Raw genomic sequence first — 19,469 nt, 5'->3', positions numbered from 1 at the left:
AGCTACAACGCTGATGGAAATAATTTTCATCTCCTAAGCGATTGATAAATGACTGACGTGAAAAGGCACTACATCCACGATGCAAAATTAACGTTATGAATATTTGAAAGAAAAAAGACCAATAAGCATAAATATCGTTAAATCGACTGAAAACCTGACAGGTAAAATATGAAGTGTTCAGTTTGCGACGCGGTCGGCATTTTAAGGTATTTCTCGACAGGATAACAGCGTCCGATGTAGGCGAAACGCGGGCTGGCGGGTAAGTTTGATTTACATCAGGTCGCTATTGTTTAATTATCCGGCATTTTTACATATTGCTATGTAACAAAATAATACAAAGACGGGAATTATATCGATTCAGAAATTAAAGGATTATCCATTACTGATGAAAAATAATTACCTTAATAAATAAGGGAAATAAAACTGGAATATTCTTAATTAAGAATGGCAGCCGCAACTGCCATGTCTTGTTAGTGACGACTTAAACTACCACGACGGTATAGATTACGGCGAATACGGGTTAGTCCGGCCTTTGGTTTACGTGGCTCATCAAGGCTGGCGAGCACCAATTCCAGCACACGCTCAGCGACATCGCGATGACGCTGCGCAACAGCCAATACTGGGCATTGCAGGAAATCGAGCAGTTCATTGTCTCCAAACGTGGCAATCGCCAGCTCAGACGGTAGATGACCTTCACGGCGCAACGTTACATCCATAACACCTTGTAGCAATGCAAATGAAGTGGTGTACAAAGCCTGCGGCATCGGATGCGTTTCAAGCCACTTCTCAAATAACTGGGCTGCAGCTTCGCGTTCGTAGCTGTTTGCATATAAAAAATGCACTTCACGCGGATCATCTTTCCAGGCCGTGCGGAACCCTTGTTCACGCAAATAGCTGACAGAAAGTTCAGGTAATGCGCCCAGATAAAGAACTGTTTCGGCTGGGAAAGTACGTAACTCACTGGCCAACATTTCTGCGTCTTCTTGATCAGCACCCACTACGCTGATGAAGTTTTCACGATCTAATGCTCTATCAAGCGCAATGATGGGGAACGGATCATGTGCCCAACGCTGATAGAAAGGATGCTCAGGTGGCAATGACGTTGAAACGATAATTGCATCCACCTGGCGCTGTAACAGATGTTCAACGCAGCGCATTTCGTTATCGGGCTGATCTTCAGAGCAAGCAATCAGCAGTTGATATCCGCGTTGGCGAGCCTGTCTCTCCAGATAGTTCGCAATACGGGTATAGCTGGTGTTCTCAAGATCGGGAATAACTAATCCGATAGAGCGCGTACGACCGGCACGTAATCCTGCGGCCACCGCGTTCGGGTGGTAGTTATGTTCGCGTACAACCGCCATGACTTTCTCAACGGTCTTATCGCTGACGCGATACTGCTTTGCCTTACCGTTGATGACGTAGCTCGCCGTGGTGCGCGAAACTCCAGCCAGGCGCGCGATTTCATCCAATTTCACAGTAGCCCCTTATTTAGGATTTCCATAACCATGCCCTGGTCATGGTTTCATTTTTATCATCTAAGCGCAGAATAATAACTCGGGCAACCGCTTTTGCTGGCAGTTGTTGCGTAATTTGCAAAAAAAAACCCGGCACAGGTTACCGGGTTGCTTTTCAAATGTCTTTTAGGGCTAGCGCATGATCTTATCGCCGCGGGAAACGCCTACAATACCCGAGCGTGCCACCTCGACAATTTTTGCCACTTCACGGATGGTATTCAGGAATGCGTCCAGTTTGTCGCTGGTTCCTGCTAGCTGAACCGTGTAGAGCGTTGGTGTGACATCAATGATTTGCCCACGGAAGATTTCTGCGTTGCGCTTCACTTCCTCACGCCCATAACCACTCGCTTGCACTTTCACCAGCATGATTTCACGCTCAACATGCGCGCCCTGCCCTAGCTCACTGACACGCAGAACATCCACTAACTTGTGGAGTTGCTTTTCAATTTGCTCAAGCACTTTTTCGTCACCTACCGTTTGGATAGTCATACGAGACAGCGTGGGATCGTCAGTTGGTGCGACCGTCAGGCTTTCAATGTTGTAGCCACGTTGTGCGAACAAACCAATAACGCGGGACAGCGCCCCGGACTCATTTTCGAGTAATACAGATAATATCCGGCGCATGATCAGGTTCTCTCCGTTTTACTTAGCCACATCTCATCCATACCACCGCCACGGATCTGCATCGGGTACACATGCTCAGTGCCATCAACTGCTACATCAACAAATACCAGACGCTGATTACGAACGGCTTCCAGAGCCTCAGTCAGCTTGCTTTCCAGCTCTTGGGGAGTATTAATATTTATCCCAACGTGGCCGTAGGCTTCCGCCACTCGCACAAAGTCAGGCAAAGACTCCATATAAGATTGGGAGTGACGACCAGAATAAATCATATCCTGCCACTGCTTCACCATGCCGAGATAGCGGTTATTAAGGTTAAGCACCAACACCGGCAACCCGTATTGCAATGCAGTAGAAAGCTCCTGAATATTCATCTGAATACTGCCATCGCCTGTAACGCAAATTACGGTTTCTTCCGGTAATGCGAGTTTAACCCCCAACGCAGCTGGCAGACCAAATCCCATCGTGCCAAGACCACCAGAATTAATCCAACGGCGTGGTTTATCAAAGGTGTAATAGAGGGCAGCAAACATTTGGTGCTGGCCGACATCAGACGTAACGTACGCCTCGCCTTGCGTCAGTCGATAGATAGTTTCGATAACCGCCTGTGGCTTAATTTTATCGCTGGTGCGATCAAACTCGAGGCACTGACGCGCACGCCATTGCTCAATCTGCTGCCACCAGTCACGGATTTCATCACAAGACTGTTGAGTATCTTCTTGAGCCAACAGTTCCAGCATTTGCTGCAGAACCTGTCGTGCGTCACCAACAATTGGAATATCCGCGCCAACCGTTTTGGAAATGGAGGTTGGGTCGATATCAATATGTAACACAGTCGCATTCGGGCAGTACTTCGCCAGATTGTTGGTGGTACGGTCATCAAAGCGCACGCCAACACCGAAAATAACGTCGGAGTTATGCATTACCATGTTGGCTTCGTAAGTCCCGTGCATTCCCAGCATGCCTAACGCCTGGCGATGTGTACCAGGAAATGCGCCTAATCCCATTAACGAAGAGACGACCGGAATATTCAGTTTCTGCGCGAGTTCGCGCAATTCGTCATGACAAGCAGAAGTAATCGCCCCACCGCCGACATACATCACCGGTTTTTTCGCCGCCAGCAAAGTTTGCAACGCGCGTTTAATCTGCCCTTTGTGGCCCTGTGTTGTCGGGTTATAAGAACGCATACTCACAGATTCAGGGTAGCTGTATGGAAGTTTGTTTGCCGGGCTCATAATGTCTTTAGGCAAATCCACAACCACTGGCCCTGGACGCCCGCTTGCAGCAAGCCAGAAGGCTTTTTTGATGATGCCAGGAATATCTTCTGTTCGTTTGACTAAAAAGCTGTGCTTTACGACCGGACGAGAAATCCCCACCATGTCGCATTCCTGAAATGCATCATAACCAATGAGGGATGTCGCCACCTGGCCGGACAGCACCACCATTGGGATGGAATCCATATAAGCCGTAGCAATACCGGTAATGGCGTTTGTAGCACCAGGCCCTGAAGTCACCAGAACTACGCCAACCTCACCCGTTGCACGTGCAAGACCATCAGCCATATGCACTGCCGCTTGTTCATGGCGCACCAGCACATGATCAATGCCGCCAATAGTATGGAGCGCATCATAAATATCGAGAACAGCGCCTCCTGGATAACCGAATACATGTTTAACGCCCTGATCGATAAGAGATCGGACGACCATCTCGGCTCCTGACAACATCTCCATGGTTTGCCTCCCGGCTTACGTGTTTGACCGACAGCAGAAATCATTTCGGCTTAGTCGTTGAGGCAGGTTGTTGCGCCCTGCATATGTCTTTTTATTTTTGATAATCCGCCTAACATAACCGTTGAAAATCAGGCAATCAATTGCCAATCTTCAGGTTACAAAAGAGGGTTTCCTTACGAACACTACAAAACCCTTATCTGGCGGAGTTATGCTCTGAGCATAAGTAAAGATTATGATTGAAAATATTATGAAAGCTGACTTTGCAGGTTAAATCTAATTTAGGCAGGAATTATTGTATTATCTGGAACGAAAACTTAAAAACCATTACAGCGTAAAATACCAAGAAAAAGAAGAAAAGAAGAATAACCGGATCCTTTTCACGATCCGGCCCACTCGAGATAAGCTTATGAATCTATTTACTACAAACACTCGTCAGTAGTTTTTCCATCCACTGATGCCCTTTATCGCGCCCGGCAGCTTCGTGCCACGATAAATAGCAGGTCAATAGATTATCTTTCAGCGGTAATGTGTATGTCTGTAAGTTAAGTGAATCAGCAAACTCTTCGGCTAACCAACGCGGTGCGATGGTAACCAGTTGTGTTTGCGATACGACATTTAAAACACTTGTCATCGCCATTCCCTGATAGGCAACGCAGGCTTGTTTTTCCGGAGTTTGATACCACTGTGCACTAAATGAAGCAAAACGCTCAAGCGACACGACAGCATGCTTTTCGTTATAAACATCATCTTCTGTAATTGGTTTAATTAAACGCGGATGTTTCTTACTGGCTACCAGCACCATTTCATCTTCAAACAACGGTACACAAGTGAACTCAGGACGGCGAAATTCAGTATAACTAATAACAAACTCTGTCTCCTGATATCGCAATTGATGTTCAATGTCTTTATTTAACGCTGATTTAAAGAGTAACTGAATACCCGGAGCAAAGCGCTTCATATTATTAAAGATGACGGATGTTAACAAATTGTCTAACGGGCTACTGACACAAATGTTAAATACCCTTTCGCTGCTGCTCGGCTCAAAACCGGCACCAGGTAGTTCATTTTGCACCAACTGTAATGCCTGGCGGATAGAACCAAACAGCTGAAAGGCCCGAGCTGTAGGTTGTATACCGCGGCCACAGCGAACAAAGAGCTCATCGTTGAACATAATTTTTAGGCGGGCGACCGAATTGCTTACTGCGGGTTGAGACATTCCTAAAGACTGAGCCGCACGGGTAATATTCTGCACCTGCATAACAGCATCAAATACAGTTAATAAATTTAAATCAACAGAACGCAATTGAGGTTTAAAACCTTCATTGGCTACCGGTTGTTCTACATAATTATCAGACATGACTAACTCCACTAAGATTGCAATTCCTTTTCGCAGATGAACCCTGCGAGCTACCCCTATTATCATTTGCTAAGCAGAACATGCTGATTATTACAATAGAAAACATCATTCAAAATATTAACTATTAATTAATGTTCACTAACATACCAACACGACTTCAGCGACTGACAAACCTAGTAAAACAAGAAAAGTCCTATATGTTTTTATTCTTTCGTCAGTTGATTACTGGATCGTGCTCATCAAATCACAAAATGACTCCTCGCACAATAATTCGCCCTGTGAATAATATATTAAGTATAGATAACATCTCGCATTCGGAAACATATGCCCTACTAATAACCAAGCAATAAAGAAAGATGATAAATTCCTAAAATTGAATAAAAGTAGTAATTATTGCACCAGAATCATAATTCCAGTGAATGATACCAATAGGGAGCATATTATTTTTAATTGTTTCTAACGATTTCAATTCCGTAAAAAGAAGTAAGCAATCCTTTTTCATACTTTTTAGATATATTATAAAATTCTCATATCTCAGAATAAAGAACTAACGAGCTCGCATCCTTTACTAGCACTAAATCCATGTCTGATAGCATCGAGTGTTGACACAGCAAGACAGATCAAGTACCAATAAATGCATAACGAAATTCACTTGGGGCTTGAAACATGATTCGCAGCAACCGCCTACTAGGACTACTACTAAACGCAACTTTATTGCGCGGTAGACTGGTGGGCGACATCAAGCGTTGATTCAAGCCATCAGATATAAAAAACCCGCGCCACTGCGCGGGTTTTTTTATGCTCGTAGCAACGGCCCCAAAGACGAGAAAGGAACACAACATGAGCCAACAAGTCATTATTTTCGATACCACCTTACGTGATGGTGAGCAGGCATTACAGGCAAGTCTGAGTGTAAAAGAGAAGCTGCAAATCGCGATGGCGCTGGAACGTATGGGTGTTGACGTGATGGAAGTAGGCTTCCCGGTTTCCTCTCCTGGCGATTTTGAATCTGTGCAAACCATCGCACGCAATATCAAAAATAGCCGTGTGTGTGGCCTCGCTCGTTGTGTAGATAAAGATATCGATGTTGCTGCTGAAGCGTTGAAAATTGCCGAAGCGTTTCGTATTCATGTGTTCCTGGCCACCTCAACCATGCACATCGAAACCAAATTACGTAGTACCTTTGATGATGTCTTAGCCCGCGCAGTCAATTCCGTAAAACGTGCCCGTAACTACACCGACGACGTCGAATTCTCTTGTGAAGACGCTGGTCGCACACCAATCGACAACCTGTGCCGTATCGTAGAAGCCGCAATCGGCGCAGGCGCTACAACTATCAACATCCCAGATACTGTGGGTTACACCACGCCAGTTCAGTTCGGCGGCATCATTCAAACCCTGTACAATCGCGTTCCAAACATTGATAAAGCCATTATCTCCGTTCACTGCCACGACGATTTAGGCATGGCGACTGGCAACTCCATCGCTGCAATTCAGGCAGGTGCTCGTCAGGTTGAAGGCACATTGAACGGGATCGGTGAACGAGCCGGTAACACCGCACTGGAAGAAGTCATTATGGCTATCAAAGTGCGCAGCCAAATGTTGGGCGTACATACCAACATCAATCACCATGAAATCTACCGCACCAGCCAGATTGTAAGCCAACTGTGCAACATGCCAATTCCAGCTAACAAAGCCGTTGTCGGTTCGAATGCTTTCGCTCACTCCTCAGGTATCCACCAGGATGGTGTGCTGAAAAACCGCGAAAACTACGAAATCATGACACCAGAAACCATCGGTCTGAATCAGGTACAGCTGAACCTGACTTCTCGCTCCGGCCGCGCCGCTGTAAAACACCGCATGGAAGAGATGGGTTATAAAGAAGCTGATTACAACCTGGACTCTTTGTACGACGCCTTCCTGAAACTGGCCGACAAAAAAGGTCAGGTCTTTGATTACGATTTGGAAGCGCTGGCCTTCATCGGTAAACAACAAGAAGAGCCAGAACATTTCAGCATGGAATATTTCAACGTGCAGTCTGGCTCAAGTGTGATTTCCACCGCTTCCGTTCAGTTACATTGCGGTGAAGAAACACATTCAGAAGCGGCCACGGGTAACGGCCCGGTCGATGCGGTTTACCAGGCGATTAACCGCATCACAAATTACGATGTTGAGCTGGTGAAATACCAGTTATCTGCGAAAGGTCAGGGTAAAGATGCTCTGGGTCAGGTAGATATCGTTGTGACCCATAAAGGCCGTCGCTTCCATGGAGTGGGTCTGGCGACCGATATCGTGGAATCATCAGCAAAAGCAATGATTAACGTACTGAACAATATCTGGCGCGCTGGCATCGTCGAAAAAGAATTGCAACGCAAAGCTCATAATAAAGAAAATAATCAGGAAACCGTGTGACATGTCAAAAACTCATCATATAGCAGTATTGCCGGGTGACGGCATTGGCCCAGAAGTTATGGCTCAAGCGCTGAAAGTGCTGGATGCAGTTCGTACGCGCTTCAATATGCGCATTACCACCAGCCAATACGACGTGGGTGGGATAGCCATCGACCGTCACGACCACCCATTGCCACCTGTTACCATCGAAGGCTGTGAGCAGGCTGATGCCATTCTGTTCGGTTCTGTGGGTGGCCCGAAATGGGAACACCTGCCTCCGGCCCAACAGCCTGAGCGTGGTGCATTATTGCCATTGCGTAAGCACTTTAAGTTATTCAGCAACTTGCGCCCTGCCCGTCTGTACCAAGGCCTGGAAGAGTTTTGCCCGCTGCGAGCTGACATCGCCGCTAACGGTTTCGATATCCTGTGCGTACGCGAATTGACTGGCGGTATCTACTTCGGCCAACCAAAAGGTCGTGAAGGTTCCGGCATGCACGAAAAAGCTTTTGATACCGAAGTTTATTACCGCTTCGAGATTGAACGTATTGCACGTATTGCCTTCGAGTCAGCTCGCAAACGTCGCAATAAAGTGACATCTATTGATAAAGCCAACGTGCTGCAAACCTCTGTTATGTGGCGCGAGATCGTCGGTGAAATCGCAAAAGAATACCCGGACGTTGAGTTGTCAAACATGTACATCGACAACGCCACCATGCAGCTGATTAAAGATCCATCCCAGTTCGATGTGCTGCTGTGCTCTAACCTGTTTGGCGATATTCTGTCTGACGAATGCGCAATGATCACCGGCTCTATGGGCATGCTGCCTTCCGCAAGCCTGAACGAACAAGGTTTTGGTCTGTACGAACCTGCTGGCGGTTCCGCACCGGATATCGCAGGTAAGAATATTGCTAACCCTATTGCGCAGATTCTGTCTCTGGCTTTGTTACTGCGCTACAGCCTGGATGCTGAAGAGGCCGCTCAGGCCATCGAAAACGCAATCAACCTCGCGCTGGAAGAAGGCTTCCGTACCGGCGATCTGGCCCGCGCGGGCAACGCAATCAGCACCGACGAAATGGGCGATACCATTGCTCGTTTTGTGGCAGAAGGGAAATAATCATGGCGAAGACGTTATATCAGAAATTGTACGATGCCCACGTCGTGTACCAAGCAGTGGATGAAACGCCACTGCTGTATATCGACCGTCATCTGGTGCATGAAGTCACCTCCCCGCAGGCATTTGATGGCTTGCGTGCACATAACCGCCCTGTGCGCCAGCCTGGCAAAACGTTTGCGACCATGGATCACAACGTTTCTACGCAGACTAAAGACATCAATGCTTCTGGTGAAATGGCCCGCATTCAAATGCAGGAATTGATGAAAAACTGCAAAGAGTTCGGCGTTGAGTTGTATGACCTGAACCATCCACTCCAGGGTATCGTCCACGTAATGGGTCCTGAACAAGGCATTACCTTGCCGGGCATGACCATTGTTTGTGGCGATTCCCACACCGCGACACACGGCGCATTCGGTGCACTCGCATTTGGTATCGGCACTTCCGAAGTTGAACATGTTCTGGCGACGCAAACGCTGAAACAAGGCCGTGCCAAAACAATGAAGATTGAAGTAACCGGCGCCGCCGCTGCGGGCATTACGGCAAAAGACATCGTACTGGCAATTATCGGTAAAACTGGCAGCGCTGGCGGCACCGGGCATGTAGTAGAATTCTGTGGTAGCGCAATTCAGGCGCTGTCGATGGAAGGCCGCATGACGCTGTGTAACATGGCCATCGAAATGGGTGCCAAAGCGGGCATCGTTGCGCCAGACGAAACCACTTTCAACTATGTGAAAGGCCGTCTACACGCCCCGAAAGAGGCTGACTGGGACAACGCCGTTGCCTACTGGAAAACCTTCAGCACCGATGAAGGCGCTAAATTCGATAACACTGTGACACTGGATGCGGCACAAATCGCACCTCAAGTGACTTGGGGTACTAATCCAGGTCAGGTTATTCCCATTACCGAAAATATCCCTAGCCCAGAATCCTTCGCTGACCCTGTAGAACGTGCGTCTGCTGAAAAAGCTCTGGCCTATATGGGCCTGAAACCTGGCATTCCGTTGACCGAAGTCGCTATCGACAAAGTATTTATCGGCTCATGCACCAATTCGCGAATTGAAGATTTACGCTCTGCGGCGGCAATAGCCAAAGGCCGTAAAGTCGCACCAGGTGTGCAGGCGTTAGTCGTTCCGGGCTCAGGCCCAGTAAAAGCACAGGCAGAAGCTGAAGGTCTGGATAAAATTTTCATCGAAGCGGGCTTTGAATGGCGCTTACCGGGCTGCTCTATGTGCCTGGCGATGAACAACGACCGACTGGAACCAGGTGAACGTTGCGCCTCCACCAGCAATCGTAACTTCGAAGGCCGTCAGGGCCGGGGTGGCCGCACGCATCTGGTTAGCCCGGCAATGGCAGCGGCAGCCGCTGTATCAGGTCACTTTGCTGACATCCGCACGTTGAAATAAGGGAAACACCATGGCAGAGAAATTTATCCAACATACCGGCCTGGTCGTTCCGCTGGATGCCGCAAACGTTGATACCGACGCAATCATTCCGAAGCAGTTTTTGCAGAAGGTGACGCGCACAGGTTTTGGCGCACACTTGTTTAACGACTGGCGTTTTCTGGATGATGCAGGCCAACAACCAAACCCAGAATTTGTGCTGAACTACCCTGAGTTTACAGGTGCCTCTATTTTGCTGGCGCGTGAAAACTTTGGCTGTGGTTCTTCACGGGAACACGCACCGTGGGCACTAACCGATTACGGTTTTAAAGTGGTTATCGCGCCAAGCTTTGCAGATATATTCTATGGCAACTCATTCAACAACCAGTTATTGCCGGTTACGTTAAGCGATGAAGAAGTGGATGAACTGTTCAAACTGGTCGCGGCAAATCCGGGGATTAAATTCGTTGTCGACCTGGAAGCGCAAACCGTGATTGCTGGTGAGAAAAGTTACTCGTTTACTATCGATACGTTCCGCCGCCACTGCATGTTAGAAGGGCTGGATAGCATTGGCCTGACGCTACAACACGAAGGTTCCATTTCTGCTTACGAGCAGAAACAACCCGTGTTTATGCGTTAATTATCGAGGCGGGTGAAGCATGACATCACCCGCCATTTTTATTACTTCAGAGTCTCAACCAGCCCTTTGCGCTGGCCTTCCAGCGTCACGACTTTGCTGCATACGTCGCGTCCAAACTGTTCGAAATCTTGTTCCTGATTTTTCCACTCTTTCTGAATCGCAGTCTGTAACCCACCAAGGCTACCCAGCACATTTTGCAGTGGATTACCGCCACCTTTCAGAACGGCTTTAGCACCCATCTCGTTGATGCTGTCCTGCAAGATGCCGCCCATTGCCTGATTCACCAGTTGCTGCCCATCGGCACGCACCTGATCAATCGCTTTGTAGTGGAAGGTTAAGCCATCCTGACGAGTTTCAATGATGCGGTTCATCTGCTCTTTAAGCTGTGCGTCGAGTTTAGTCAGACGCCCACGCATATTGCTGCTCTCACCGGCTTCCTGGGCGATGATTTTATCCAGTGCAACACGCCCTTTTTCAACGCGGGCCAATGCGCCGTTGTTAATCCATGGGAGATCGCTACGCAACGCTTTCTGATAGTTCACCGCCAATTGGCGTTGCGTTGCGTTTAAAGTTTGTGGCTTGCCGTTAAATTGCAGGCTGCCATCTGGGGCAATAACCAGATTGCCATTTTCGCCAACAACCTGAACGGTTTGCGGGCTGATTACCACGTCATCGCGAGGCGTGACACTGCATTTATAGTCAGCCTGTGCCTGCATCGCTGTAAGCAGCAGAACCCCCATCAGAGCCTTACGAATCATAGTTACTCCTGATCCTGATATAAAAACGGGCCGGTTAAACCGGCCCGCTGCTACTCGTTACTCAATCCCACCAGACATCAAACAAATCGCTGGTGCGAACGTCTTCAGCCTTGTGATCTTCAAGCCATTTACGCACCAGAGCCTGATGCTCTTCGGTGCATTTTCCGATTTCCTGCAGGCAGATTAAGCCTTCCCAGGAAAGGTGGCCGCCGCCATCAAAAGCCAGACCGTTGGCGTCAATAGCTTCAACAATAAATGCATCAACGATTTTATCGATTTGTTCTTCGGATGTGCCTTCCGGGAAACGCCATGCCACTGAGAACCCTACTTCCTGGAATTCTTCGATGTGCATTTTCTTACGCAAACGACGGCTACGATTAATTGCCATTACTTTACCCTCTCGAACATTAAGTCCCATACGCCGTGACCAAGACGATGGCCACGTTGTTCAAATTTGGTCAGCGGACGTGAATCCGGACGCGGTACGTAGTCGTTACTCTCTGACTGGTTTTTATAACCATCAATAGAGGACATCACTTCGAGCATATGTTCCGCATAAGGTTCCCAATCGGTCGCCATATGGAACACACCACCCAGTTTCAGTTTGCTTTTTACAAGTTCTGCAAACGGCACTTGAACGATACGGCGCTTATTATGACGCGCTTTGTGCCACGGATCAGGGAAAAATAGCTGAACCATGCTCAAAGAATTGTCAGGAACCATTTTTTCCAGCACTTCTACTGCGTCGTGACACATCACTCGCAGGTTTTCGACACCTTCTTCATGCGCCGTCGCAAGGCATGCACCCACGCCTGGTGAGTGAACTTCAATGCCCAAAAAGTTCTGCTGTGGATTAGCCTGCGCCATAGCGACAAGCGAAGTTCCCATGCCAAAACCAATCTCCAGCGTCACTGGCGCTTCGCGGCCAAACAGGGCAGCAAAATCGACAGGCGCGGTTTCATATTCAACGCCCATCACCGGCCAGTAGTTTTCCAGTGCGAACTCCTGCCCTTTGGTCAGGCGGCCCTGGCGGCGCACAAAACTACGAATCCGGCGCATTGCGCGGCCTTCTTCATTAAATTCCGGTGAGATGACGTCATTTTTCATGGTTTAGGCTTTGAGTTAGTGTTTGGGAAACGGGCATTATCCAAAGTTAATGATGAGAAGCAAGCACCAGAAAGTTCCGGTTTACAGCATGGAGTCGTCTGTGCTGGAATCAGCCCCCTAATTCACACATTTATCGGATGGCCTGGCAACAATGACACAAGCGCCGCAATTCTCTCGCCAGGTTCTGGGCTGGTACCAAAAATACGGGCGCAAAACTCTGCCATGGCAACTCGAAAAAACGCCTTATAAAGTATGGCTATCTGAGGTGATGTTGCAACAAACCCAGGTTGCCACCGTCATACCCTACTTTGAACGCTTTATGGCGCGCTTCCCAACCGTAAACGACCTTGCCAACGCCCCGCTTGATGAAGTGCTACATCTGTGGACTGGCCTGGGTTATTACGCCCGTGCCCGTAATCTGCATAAAGCCGCGCAAATGGTGGCGAGCCTGCACGGGGGGGTCTTCCCAGAAACTTTTGAAGAAGTCGCAGCACTGCCAGGCGTTGGGCGCTCAACTGCGGGTGCGGTTCTCTCACTTTCTCTCGATAAACATTTTCCTATTCTCGACGGCAATGTAAAGCGCGTGCTCGCACGTTGTTATGCCATCGAAGGCTGGCCTGGTAAAAAAGACGTCGAGAAAAAGCTGTGGGATATTAGCGAGCAAGTCACACCCGCGAAAAGTGTGAGCCAGTTTAACCAGGCCATGATGGATCTTGGAGCGATGGTCTGTACTCGTTCAAAACCAAAATGCGAGCTTTGCCCGGTGAATAATATTTGTGTGGCTTATGCCAATAACAGTTGGGCCAGCTATCCTGGTAAAAAACCGAAGGTGACGCTACCCGAACGCACCGGTTACTTCCTGATGATGCAGCACCAACAAAGTATCCTGCTTGCCCAGCGCCCAGCCGTTGGCCTGTGGGGTGGTTTGTACTGCTTCCCACAGTTTACTACTGAAGGAGAGTTACGTAGCTGGCTGGCAGAACGCCAGATCCCTGCGGATAACCTCACGCAATTAACCGCCTTCCGTCATACATTCAGCCACTTCCATTTGGATATCGTCCCTATGTGGCTACCGGTGCTTTCGTTTAGCGGGTGCATGGATGAAGGAACCGCTCTCTGGTATAACTTAGCGCAGCCACCGTCCGTGGGACTGGCCGCCCCTGTAGAACGTCTATTACAGCAATTACACGCCGAGCCGGTGGTACTTAAATCCGCCCGAGCTGTTGAAGAGGAATAATGATGAGCAGAACTATTTTTTGTACATACCTGCAACGTGATGCAGAAGGCCAGGATTTCCAACTGTATCCAGGTGAACTCGGCAAACGTATTTATAACGAAATATCTAAAGAAGCTTGGGCGTTGTGGCAGACCAAACAAACCATGCTGATTAACGAACGTAAAATGAGCATGATGAACCCTGAGCACCGCAAAGAACTGGAAGCTGAAATGGTCAATTTCCTGTTCGAAGGCAAAGAAGTCCACATTGAAGGCTACACACCGCCAGAAAAATAAAAACACAGGGGCCTCCGGCCCTTATGCAAACAACTTCAAGCACAACGCATACATGGAACGATGAAAAAATTTCTCGCGCTAGCTCTGGTTGTCCCTTTGCTCATCTCATGTTCGAGCAAAAAAGAAGACTCCTATAACGAGGCTTTTGTTAAGGACACCAATGGTTTCGATATTTTGATGGGGCAATTTGCTCATAACATTGAAAATATCTGGGGCATGAAGGAAGTGTTGATTGCCGGTCCAAAAGACTACGTAAAATACACCGACCAATATCTGACCCGTAGCCATATCAACTTTGACGACGGTACGATTACCATTGAAACCATTGCTGGTACTGATCCTGCGGCCCACTTGCGCCAGGCGATCATCACCACTTTGCTAATGGGCGACGATCCAGGTTCGATCGATCTTTATTCCGATGCCAATGATGTACTGATCTCCAAACAGCCGTTCCTGTATGGGCAGGTTGTTGATAACACCGGTCAGGCTATTCGCTGGGAAGGTCGCGCGTCGAAGTTTGCTGATTATTTGCTGACAACTCGCCTGAAAAGCCGTAGCACTGGGCTTAAAATTGTTTATAGCGTGACGATTAATCTGGTGCCAAACCACCTCGATAAACGTGCTCATAAATATATCGGCATGGTGCGCAAAGCGTCGAAAAAATACGGTGTCGATGAATCGCTGATTCTGGCAATCATGCAAACTGAATCGAGCTTTAACCCGTATGCAGTCAGCCATGCTGACGCACTAGGTCTGATGCAGGTTGTGCAGCACAGCGCCGGGGTTGATGTCTTTAAATCACAAGGGAAATGGGGCAAGCCAAGCCGCAGCTATTTGTTTGATCCAGAAAGTAATATCGACACCGGTACTGCCTACCTGGCAATCTTACAAAACAGCTATTTGAACGGGATTGATAATCCGACATCACGTCGTTACGCAATGATAACGGCTTATAACGGCGGTGCAGGTAGCGTGTTACGCGTGTTCAACAGCGATAAAAACCGTGCATTCAATATTATTAATAGCATGGCACCGGGGGATGTGTACCAGACCCTGACCACACGCCACCCTTCTGCGGAATCACGTAATTATCTCTACAAAGTGAATACCGCGCAAAAGAGCTATCGCAGGCGTTAACTCCCCCTGTTTATTGCCTCTCTCACCCGCTGTTTTAAGATGAGAGAGGCAACATCCTTCCTGTTTTCTTCACTCTTGATAAAGAAAATGTAATCACCGTCACTATTCTCAAATGTAACCAGAGGATGTTTTCATTTATTTGGCGAATGTAGCAAAAATAACTCCACAGCACTGCTAATGTTACGATCACAACATATCCAAGCATATATGTTAGAAATTTAACATTTGATTTCAAATCCTGTGAGGAAATTTAGATGAACCTTAAGCTGCAGCTAAAAATACTTTCGTTTCTGCAGTTCTGCCTGTGGGGAAGTTGGCTGACCACGCTCGGATCCTATATGTTCGTTACCCTCAAATTTGATGGCGCAGCCATCGGTGCGGTCTACAGTTCATTAGGTATTGCGGCGGTGTTTATGCCTACGCTGCTCGGTATTATTGCGGACAAATGGATCAGTGCACGTTGGCTCTATGCGGGCTGTCATCTGGTAGGTGCCATCACGTTGTATTTCGCCGCACAGGTCACCTCGCCAAGTGCCATGTTTGTCGTGATTTTGCTGAACTCGCTCGCCTATATGCCAACGCTTGGGCTTGTGAATACGATTTCTTACTATCGTCTGCAATCAGCGGGAATGGATATAGTAAGCGACTTCCCACCAATCCGTATCTGGGGAACCATTGGCTTTATTTTCGCCATGTGGGGCGTGAGTTTCTCAGGCTTTGAATTAAGCCACATGCAGCTTTACATTGGCGCTGCATTGTCACTGGTATTAGCTTTGTTCACTCTGACATTGGCCCCGATTCCAGTTGCCAACGCGCAGAAAACCCAAAGCTGGACTTCGATGTTAGGGCTGGATGCGTTCGCGCTGTTCAAAAACAAACGCATGGCAATTTTCTTTATCTTCTCCATGCTGTTGGGTGCCGAGCTGCAAATTACCAATATGTTTGGTAACACCTTCCTGCACAGTTTTGATAAAGATCCCCTATTCGCCAGCAGCTTTATTGTCGAACACGCGTCAGTGCTGATGTCTATCTCGCAGATTTCTGAAACCGTGTTTATCCTGACGATCCCGTTCTTCCTTATCCGCTATGGCATCAAAAACGTGATGCTTATCAGTATCGTTGCGTGGATGCTGCGCTTTGGTCTGTTTGCCTTTGGCGACCCGTCGCCAATGGGCACGGTGTTACTGGTAATGTCGATGATCGTCTACGGTTGCGCTTTCGACTTCTTCAACATCTCTGGTTCAGTATTCGTTGAAAAAGAAGTGAAACCAGAGATTCGTGCCAGTGCACAGGGCATGTTCCTGATGATGACGAACGGTTTTGGTTGCATCATCGGTGGGATAGTCAGCGGTAAAGTCGTGGAAAAATTCACCGTCGAAGGAATCACTGACTGGCAAAGCGTCTGGCTGATTTTCGCCGGCTACTCGCTGGTGCTGGCCTTCGCATTTGTCGCACTCTTCAAATATAAACACGTCAGAACACCAGCTGTTATCCAGCCAGTTGCCTGATAACCAATGTTCCCCGTCTCTGTTCAGGAACGGGGAACATTTTATTACGCCTTAACCATATATCCGTAAAGCCGCTTAATCCCGTCGGCATCCGTTTCGCTATAAACACCCTGTAACTCAGGCGAGAAGCCCGGCAACATGTTCACGCCCTCCTCAAGAGCGAGGAAATAACGCAGTGCAGCACTTCCCCATACTTCTCCTGGTACTACACACAACACACCCGGTGGATACGGCAGTGCACCTTCAGCAGCAATACGCCCTTCTGACTGGCTTAAACGCACCAGTTCCACGTTGCCACGAATAAACTCACTGTGAGCATCCTGCGGGTTCATCGCAACCGCAGGCAGGCTCTCTTTACGGAACATCGCTTTTTGCAAATCCTTCACCTCAAAGCTGACATAAAGGTTATGCATTTCCTGGCAAAGTTGACGCAGCGTGTAGCCTTTGTAGCGCTGTGAATACTTTTGATAGATAGTCGGCAGGACATTCACCAGCGGAGTATCATCTTCAATATGCTGTTCAAATTGCGCCAGCATCGCCACCAGATGAGCCATCTTCTCGGTGCTTTCAGCAGGTGTCAGCAAGAAAAGAATCGAGTTAAGATCTGATTTCTCAGGAACAATACCGTTTTCGCGCAGGTAATTTGCGAGGATCGCCGCAGGGACACCAAATTCTGTGTACTGCCCAGTTTGTGGATCAATACCTGGTGTGGTCAGCAGCAACTTGCAAGGATCAACAAAATATTCATCCTGCGCATACCCTTCAAAACCATGCCATTTTTCACCCGGCTCAAAGCTAAAGAAACGACGTTCTTGCGCGATGATCGACGTTGGATGATCCTGCCACGGCCTGCCAGAAATCACCGGCGGAATAAACGGTTTGATCATCTTGCAGTTGGCAATGATCGCTTTACGCGCTTCAATCCCCTGCACAACGCATTCTGCCCAAAGACGCCGACCGCTCTCCCCTTCATGGATCTTCGCATTCACATCAAGTGCAGCAAATAACGGATAGAACGGGCTGGTCGAAGCATGCAGCATAAACGCATTGTTCAACCGCTTATGCGGGCAAAAACGCGCCTGGCCACGAAGATGGTTATCTTTTTTATGGATCTGAGAAGTTTGCGAGAAGCCCGCTTGCTGCTTGTGTACCGATTGAGTAACAAATATCCCCGGATCGTTTTCATTAAGATCCAGCAGCAATGGCGAACAGTCAGCCATCATCGGGATGAATTGCTCATAACCGACCCATGCAGAATCAAACAGAATGTAATCGCAAAGATGGCCGATGTTATCCACCACCTGGCGGGCGTTATATACCGTACCGTCGTAAGTACCAAGTTGGATAATTGCCAGACGGAATGGCCGTTGTTCTTGCGCCCTTTCAGGTGCAACTTCAGCAATCAATTCGCGGAGATAATTTTCATCAAAGCAATGGGCATCAATACCACCAATAAAACCAAATGGATTGCGAGCCGCCTCGAGATAAACCGGTGTCGCACCCGCCTGAATTAACGCACCATGATGGTTAGATTTATGGTTGTTACGGTCAAACAGTACCAGATCACCGCGAGTCAGCAGCGCATTCGTCACGACTTTGTTCGCAGCCGACGTACCGTTTAAAACGAAATAGGTTTTATCTGCGTTAAAGACTTTGGCGGCAAACTTCTGTGCATGTTTTGCTGAACCTTCGTGGATCAACAAATCACCGAGCTTAACGTCGGCGTTGCACATATCAGCCCGAAACAGATTCTCACCGAAGAAGTCATAAAACTGACGCCCTGCCGGATGCTTCTTGAAAAACTCGCCGTGCTGATGGCCAGGACAGGCAAACGTGCTGTTTTCCATCGCCACATATTTAGTCAGCGTATTGAAAAACGGCGGTAACAGGCTCTCTTCATACTCAGTCGCAGCGGTTTCCAGCTCTAGATAATCCTGCGCTTTACCCGTTATAACACCGGTAAAAGCAACTTGTTCATCCGGCTGAGTTTCTGAAACTAAAAAGACTGGAAGATTAAACCCCGTGCGTTTAAGCAACGCCAGGATACCACTACGGCTATCAGCCACAGAAAGAACAACGGCGGCGATGTTAGTAAAGTCAGTGCTATCAAGCGTGACAATTTCACGATGTGTTTCAAGTGTGGCAACCACATCGTGGCTGGCAGCAATTTTCAAAGATTTCATATGCACAAATCCCAGAGTTCAAGGATGAGTGAGTGCCTGGTGGCACGGCAAAGGGAGCATTCCCCGGTGAATGTGTCTTGATGGTCTAATGGATGATACCCACTCTAACCGCCAGACATCAGTAAAACCAGGCATCACCTGGTTTTACTGATGTCCTGCTGTGAGCGTGCGTTGCCCTCACCGCATGGTGAGCAAGGGTCTTCGGGTAACTACAAAGAGGTGAACGAGCGTTATCGAGCGATGTTGGTGAACATTGACTATAAACATCAATAAACGCCCCGTTCTGGATGTGTGAAATTTCGCGCAATCATGGCACCTTCTGTACATGGGTTCAAGATAGGGTTGCCGCGTAGAGCACACTATTCATGCAAACGCACGACTTAATCATACAAAATCATTGACGCCAAACGCCCTTTACGGTTTAATGCGCCCCGTTGCCCGGATAGCTCAGTCGGTAGAGCAGGGGATTGAAAATCCCCGTGTCCTTGGTTCGATTCCGAGTCCGGGCACCACTATTT

At 48.2% G+C, this 19,469-nt stretch carries 17 protein-coding genes and 1 tRNA gene; 10 read left to right on the top strand and 8 right to left on the bottom strand.

The window, feature by feature from the left end; all coding sequences use genetic code 11:
* Nucleotides 1-470: 470 nt before the first annotated feature.
* The 4 genes from cra to leuO all read right to left on the bottom strand — a co-directional run bounded on the left by cra (nt 471) and on the right by leuO (nt 5,222).
* The gene (cra, locus tag FH968_RS14895; RefSeq protein ID WP_139880805.1) at nt 471-1,475 is read right to left on the bottom strand and encodes a catabolite repressor/activator; all 1,005 of its coding nucleotides are present in this window, start codon (nt 1,473-1,475) and stop codon (nt 471-473) included.
* A gap of 171 nt (nt 1,476-1,646) precedes the next feature.
* Nucleotides 1,647-2,138 (bottom strand): acetolactate synthase small subunit, encoded by a 492-nt coding sequence (ilvN, locus tag FH968_RS14890; RefSeq protein ID WP_139880802.1) that lies wholly within the window; start codon nt 2,136-2,138, stop codon nt 1,647-1,649.
* Between the two features lie 2 nt (nt 2,139-2,140).
* The gene (gene ilvI / locus FH968_RS14885; RefSeq protein ID WP_139880799.1) at nt 2,141-3,865 is read right to left on the bottom strand and encodes an acetolactate synthase 3 large subunit; all 1,725 of its coding nucleotides are present in this window, start codon (nt 3,863-3,865) and stop codon (nt 2,141-2,143) included.
* 412 nt (nt 3,866-4,277) lie between these two features.
* Nucleotides 4,278-5,222 carry a transcriptional regulator LeuO gene (gene leuO / locus FH968_RS14880; RefSeq protein WP_139880796.1) on the bottom strand — a complete coding sequence of 315 codons (945 nt, stop codon included), beginning with the start codon at nt 5,220-5,222 and terminating at the stop codon, nt 4,278-4,280.
* 840 nt (nt 5,223-6,062) lie between these two features.
* Here leuO and leuA point away from each other — a divergent pair.
* The 4 genes from leuA to leuD are packed head-to-tail and all read left to right on the top strand — an operon-like array spanning nt 6,063 to nt 10,746.
* The gene (gene leuA, locus FH968_RS14870) at nt 6,063-7,634 is read left to right on the top strand and encodes a 2-isopropylmalate synthase (RefSeq protein ID WP_139880792.1); all 1,572 of its coding nucleotides are present in this window, start codon (nt 6,063-6,065) and stop codon (nt 7,632-7,634) included.
* A 1-nt stretch (nt 7,635) separates the two neighbouring features.
* Nucleotides 7,636-8,727, top strand: a complete 1,092-nt coding sequence (gene leuB, locus FH968_RS14865) for a 3-isopropylmalate dehydrogenase (RefSeq protein WP_139880789.1) — start codon at nt 7,636-7,638, stop codon at nt 8,725-8,727.
* Between the two features lie 2 nt (nt 8,728-8,729).
* Nucleotides 8,730-10,130 carry a 3-isopropylmalate dehydratase large subunit gene (gene leuC / locus FH968_RS14860; protein WP_139880786.1) on the top strand — a complete coding sequence of 467 codons (1,401 nt, stop codon included), beginning with the start codon at nt 8,730-8,732 and terminating at the stop codon, nt 10,128-10,130.
* Nucleotides 10,131-10,140: 10 nt separating this feature from the next.
* Nucleotides 10,141-10,746: a 3-isopropylmalate dehydratase small subunit gene (leuD, locus tag FH968_RS14855; RefSeq protein ID WP_139880783.1), complete on the top strand. Its 606-nt coding sequence runs from the start codon at nt 10,141-10,143 to the stop codon at nt 10,744-10,746.
* A 41-nt stretch (nt 10,747-10,787) separates the two neighbouring features.
* On the opposite strand, the gene FH968_RS14850 is transcribed toward leuD, so the two are convergent.
* The 3 genes from FH968_RS14850 to trmB form a co-directional block, all read right to left on the bottom strand.
* Nucleotides 10,788-11,504, bottom strand: coding sequence for a DUF2884 domain-containing protein (locus FH968_RS14850; protein WP_139880780.1), 717 nt, complete (start codon nt 11,502-11,504; stop codon nt 10,788-10,790).
* Between the two features lie 61 nt (nt 11,505-11,565).
* On the bottom strand, nt 11,566-11,892 hold the full coding sequence (locus tag FH968_RS14845; RefSeq protein WP_139880777.1) for a YggL family protein: 327 nt from the start codon (nt 11,890-11,892) through the stop codon (nt 11,566-11,568).
* Nucleotides 11,892-12,611 (bottom strand): tRNA (guanosine(46)-N7)-methyltransferase TrmB, encoded by a 720-nt coding sequence (gene trmB / locus FH968_RS14840; protein ID WP_139880774.1) that lies wholly within the window; start codon nt 12,609-12,611, stop codon nt 11,892-11,894. Before trmB ends, FH968_RS14845 begins: the two co-directional genes overlap by 1 nt.
* Nucleotides 12,612-12,762: 151 nt before the next feature.
* Between trmB and mutY the strand changes: the two genes are divergently transcribed.
* The 4 genes from mutY to FH968_RS14820 all read left to right on the top strand — a co-directional run bounded on the left by mutY (nt 12,763) and on the right by FH968_RS14820 (nt 16,768).
* A complete protein-coding gene (gene mutY, locus FH968_RS14835; protein ID WP_139880771.1) occupies nt 12,763-13,848 on the top strand; it encodes an A/G-specific adenine glycosylase in 1,086 nt (361 codons plus the stop codon).
* Nucleotides 13,849-13,850: 2 nt separating this feature from the next.
* Nucleotides 13,851-14,123: an oxidative damage protection protein gene (locus tag FH968_RS14830; RefSeq protein WP_034493327.1), complete on the top strand. Its 273-nt coding sequence runs from the start codon at nt 13,851-13,853 to the stop codon at nt 14,121-14,123.
* 60 nt (nt 14,124-14,183) lie between these two features.
* On the top strand, nt 14,184-15,260 hold the full coding sequence (gene mltC / locus FH968_RS14825; RefSeq protein ID WP_139880768.1) for a membrane-bound lytic murein transglycosylase MltC: 1,077 nt from the start codon (nt 14,184-14,186) through the stop codon (nt 15,258-15,260).
* Nucleotides 15,261-15,514: 254 nt separating this feature from the next.
* Nucleotides 15,515-16,768: a nucleoside permease gene (locus FH968_RS14820; protein ID WP_139880765.1), complete on the top strand. Its 1,254-nt coding sequence runs from the start codon at nt 15,515-15,517 to the stop codon at nt 16,766-16,768.
* Nucleotides 16,769-16,812: 44 nt separating this feature from the next.
* On the opposite strand, the gene FH968_RS14815 is transcribed toward FH968_RS14820, so the two are convergent.
* Nucleotides 16,813-18,951 carry an ornithine decarboxylase gene (locus tag FH968_RS14815; protein ID WP_139880763.1) on the bottom strand — a complete coding sequence of 713 codons (2,139 nt, stop codon included), beginning with the start codon at nt 18,949-18,951 and terminating at the stop codon, nt 16,813-16,815.
* Nucleotides 18,952-19,101: 150 nt separating this feature from the next.
* On the opposite strand from FH968_RS14815, the gene FH968_RS24075 reads away from it, so the two are divergent.
* Both FH968_RS24075 and FH968_RS14810 read left to right on the top strand, forming a co-directional pair.
* A complete protein-coding gene (locus tag FH968_RS24075; RefSeq protein WP_255431509.1) occupies nt 19,102-19,224 on the top strand; it encodes a hypothetical protein in 123 nt (40 codons plus the stop codon).
* 163 nt (nt 19,225-19,387) lie between these two features.
* Nucleotides 19,388-19,463, top strand: a tRNA-Phe gene (locus tag FH968_RS14810).
* The last annotated feature ends 6 nt before the right edge of the window (nt 19,464-19,469 follow it).

Origin of the sequence: Buttiauxella sp. B2 (genome assembly GCF_006376615.1) — a bacterium.
In the GTDB taxonomy this organism is placed as follows: Bacteria; Pseudomonadota; Gammaproteobacteria; order Enterobacterales; family Enterobacteriaceae; genus Buttiauxella.
The sequence above is the reverse complement of the archived record's forward strand: the minus strand, read 5'-3'. Positions and strand labels throughout refer to the sequence as shown.

Excerpts from the sequence above, each read along its gene's own strand:
- leuC (WP_139880786.1), top strand. The coding sequence starts at position 8,730 with ATGGCGAAGACGTTATATCAGAAATTGTACGATGCCCACGTCGTGTAC.
- leuB (WP_139880789.1), top strand. The coding sequence starts at position 7,636 with ATGTCAAAAACTCATCATATAGCAGTATTGCCGGGTGACGGCATTGGC.
- trmB (WP_139880774.1), bottom strand. The coding sequence starts at position 12,611 with ATGAAAAATGACGTCATCTCACCGGAATTTAATGAAGAAGGCCGCGCA.
- FH968_RS14845 (WP_139880777.1), bottom strand. The coding sequence starts at position 11,892 with ATGGCAATTAATCGTAGCCGTCGTTTGCGTAAGAAAATGCACATCGAA.
- ilvN (WP_139880802.1), bottom strand. The coding sequence starts at position 2,138 with ATGCGCCGGATATTATCTGTATTACTCGAAAATGAGTCCGGGGCGCTG.
- ilvI (WP_139880799.1), bottom strand. The coding sequence starts at position 3,865 with ATGGAGATGTTGTCAGGAGCCGAGATGGTCGTCCGATCTCTTATCGAT.
- FH968_RS14850 (WP_139880780.1), bottom strand. The coding sequence starts at position 11,504 with ATGATTCGTAAGGCTCTGATGGGGGTTCTGCTGCTTACAGCGATGCAG.
- leuA (WP_139880792.1), top strand. The coding sequence starts at position 6,063 with ATGAGCCAACAAGTCATTATTTTCGATACCACCTTACGTGATGGTGAG.
- FH968_RS14820 (WP_139880765.1), top strand. The coding sequence starts at position 15,515 with ATGAACCTTAAGCTGCAGCTAAAAATACTTTCGTTTCTGCAGTTCTGC.
- FH968_RS24075 (WP_255431509.1), top strand. The coding sequence starts at position 19,102 with ATGTCCTGCTGTGAGCGTGCGTTGCCCTCACCGCATGGTGAGCAAGGG.
- leuD (WP_139880783.1), top strand. The coding sequence starts at position 10,141 with ATGGCAGAGAAATTTATCCAACATACCGGCCTGGTCGTTCCGCTGGAT.
- FH968_RS14815 (WP_139880763.1), bottom strand. The coding sequence starts at position 18,951 with ATGAAATCTTTGAAAATTGCTGCCAGCCACGATGTGGTTGCCACACTT.
- mutY (WP_139880771.1), top strand. The coding sequence starts at position 12,763 with ATGACACAAGCGCCGCAATTCTCTCGCCAGGTTCTGGGCTGGTACCAA.
- mltC (WP_139880768.1), top strand. The coding sequence starts at position 14,184 with ATGAAAAAATTTCTCGCGCTAGCTCTGGTTGTCCCTTTGCTCATCTCA.
- FH968_RS14830 (WP_034493327.1), top strand. The coding sequence starts at position 13,851 with ATGAGCAGAACTATTTTTTGTACATACCTGCAACGTGATGCAGAAGGC.
- leuO (WP_139880796.1), bottom strand. The coding sequence starts at position 5,222 with ATGTCTGATAATTATGTAGAACAACCGGTAGCCAATGAAGGTTTTAAA.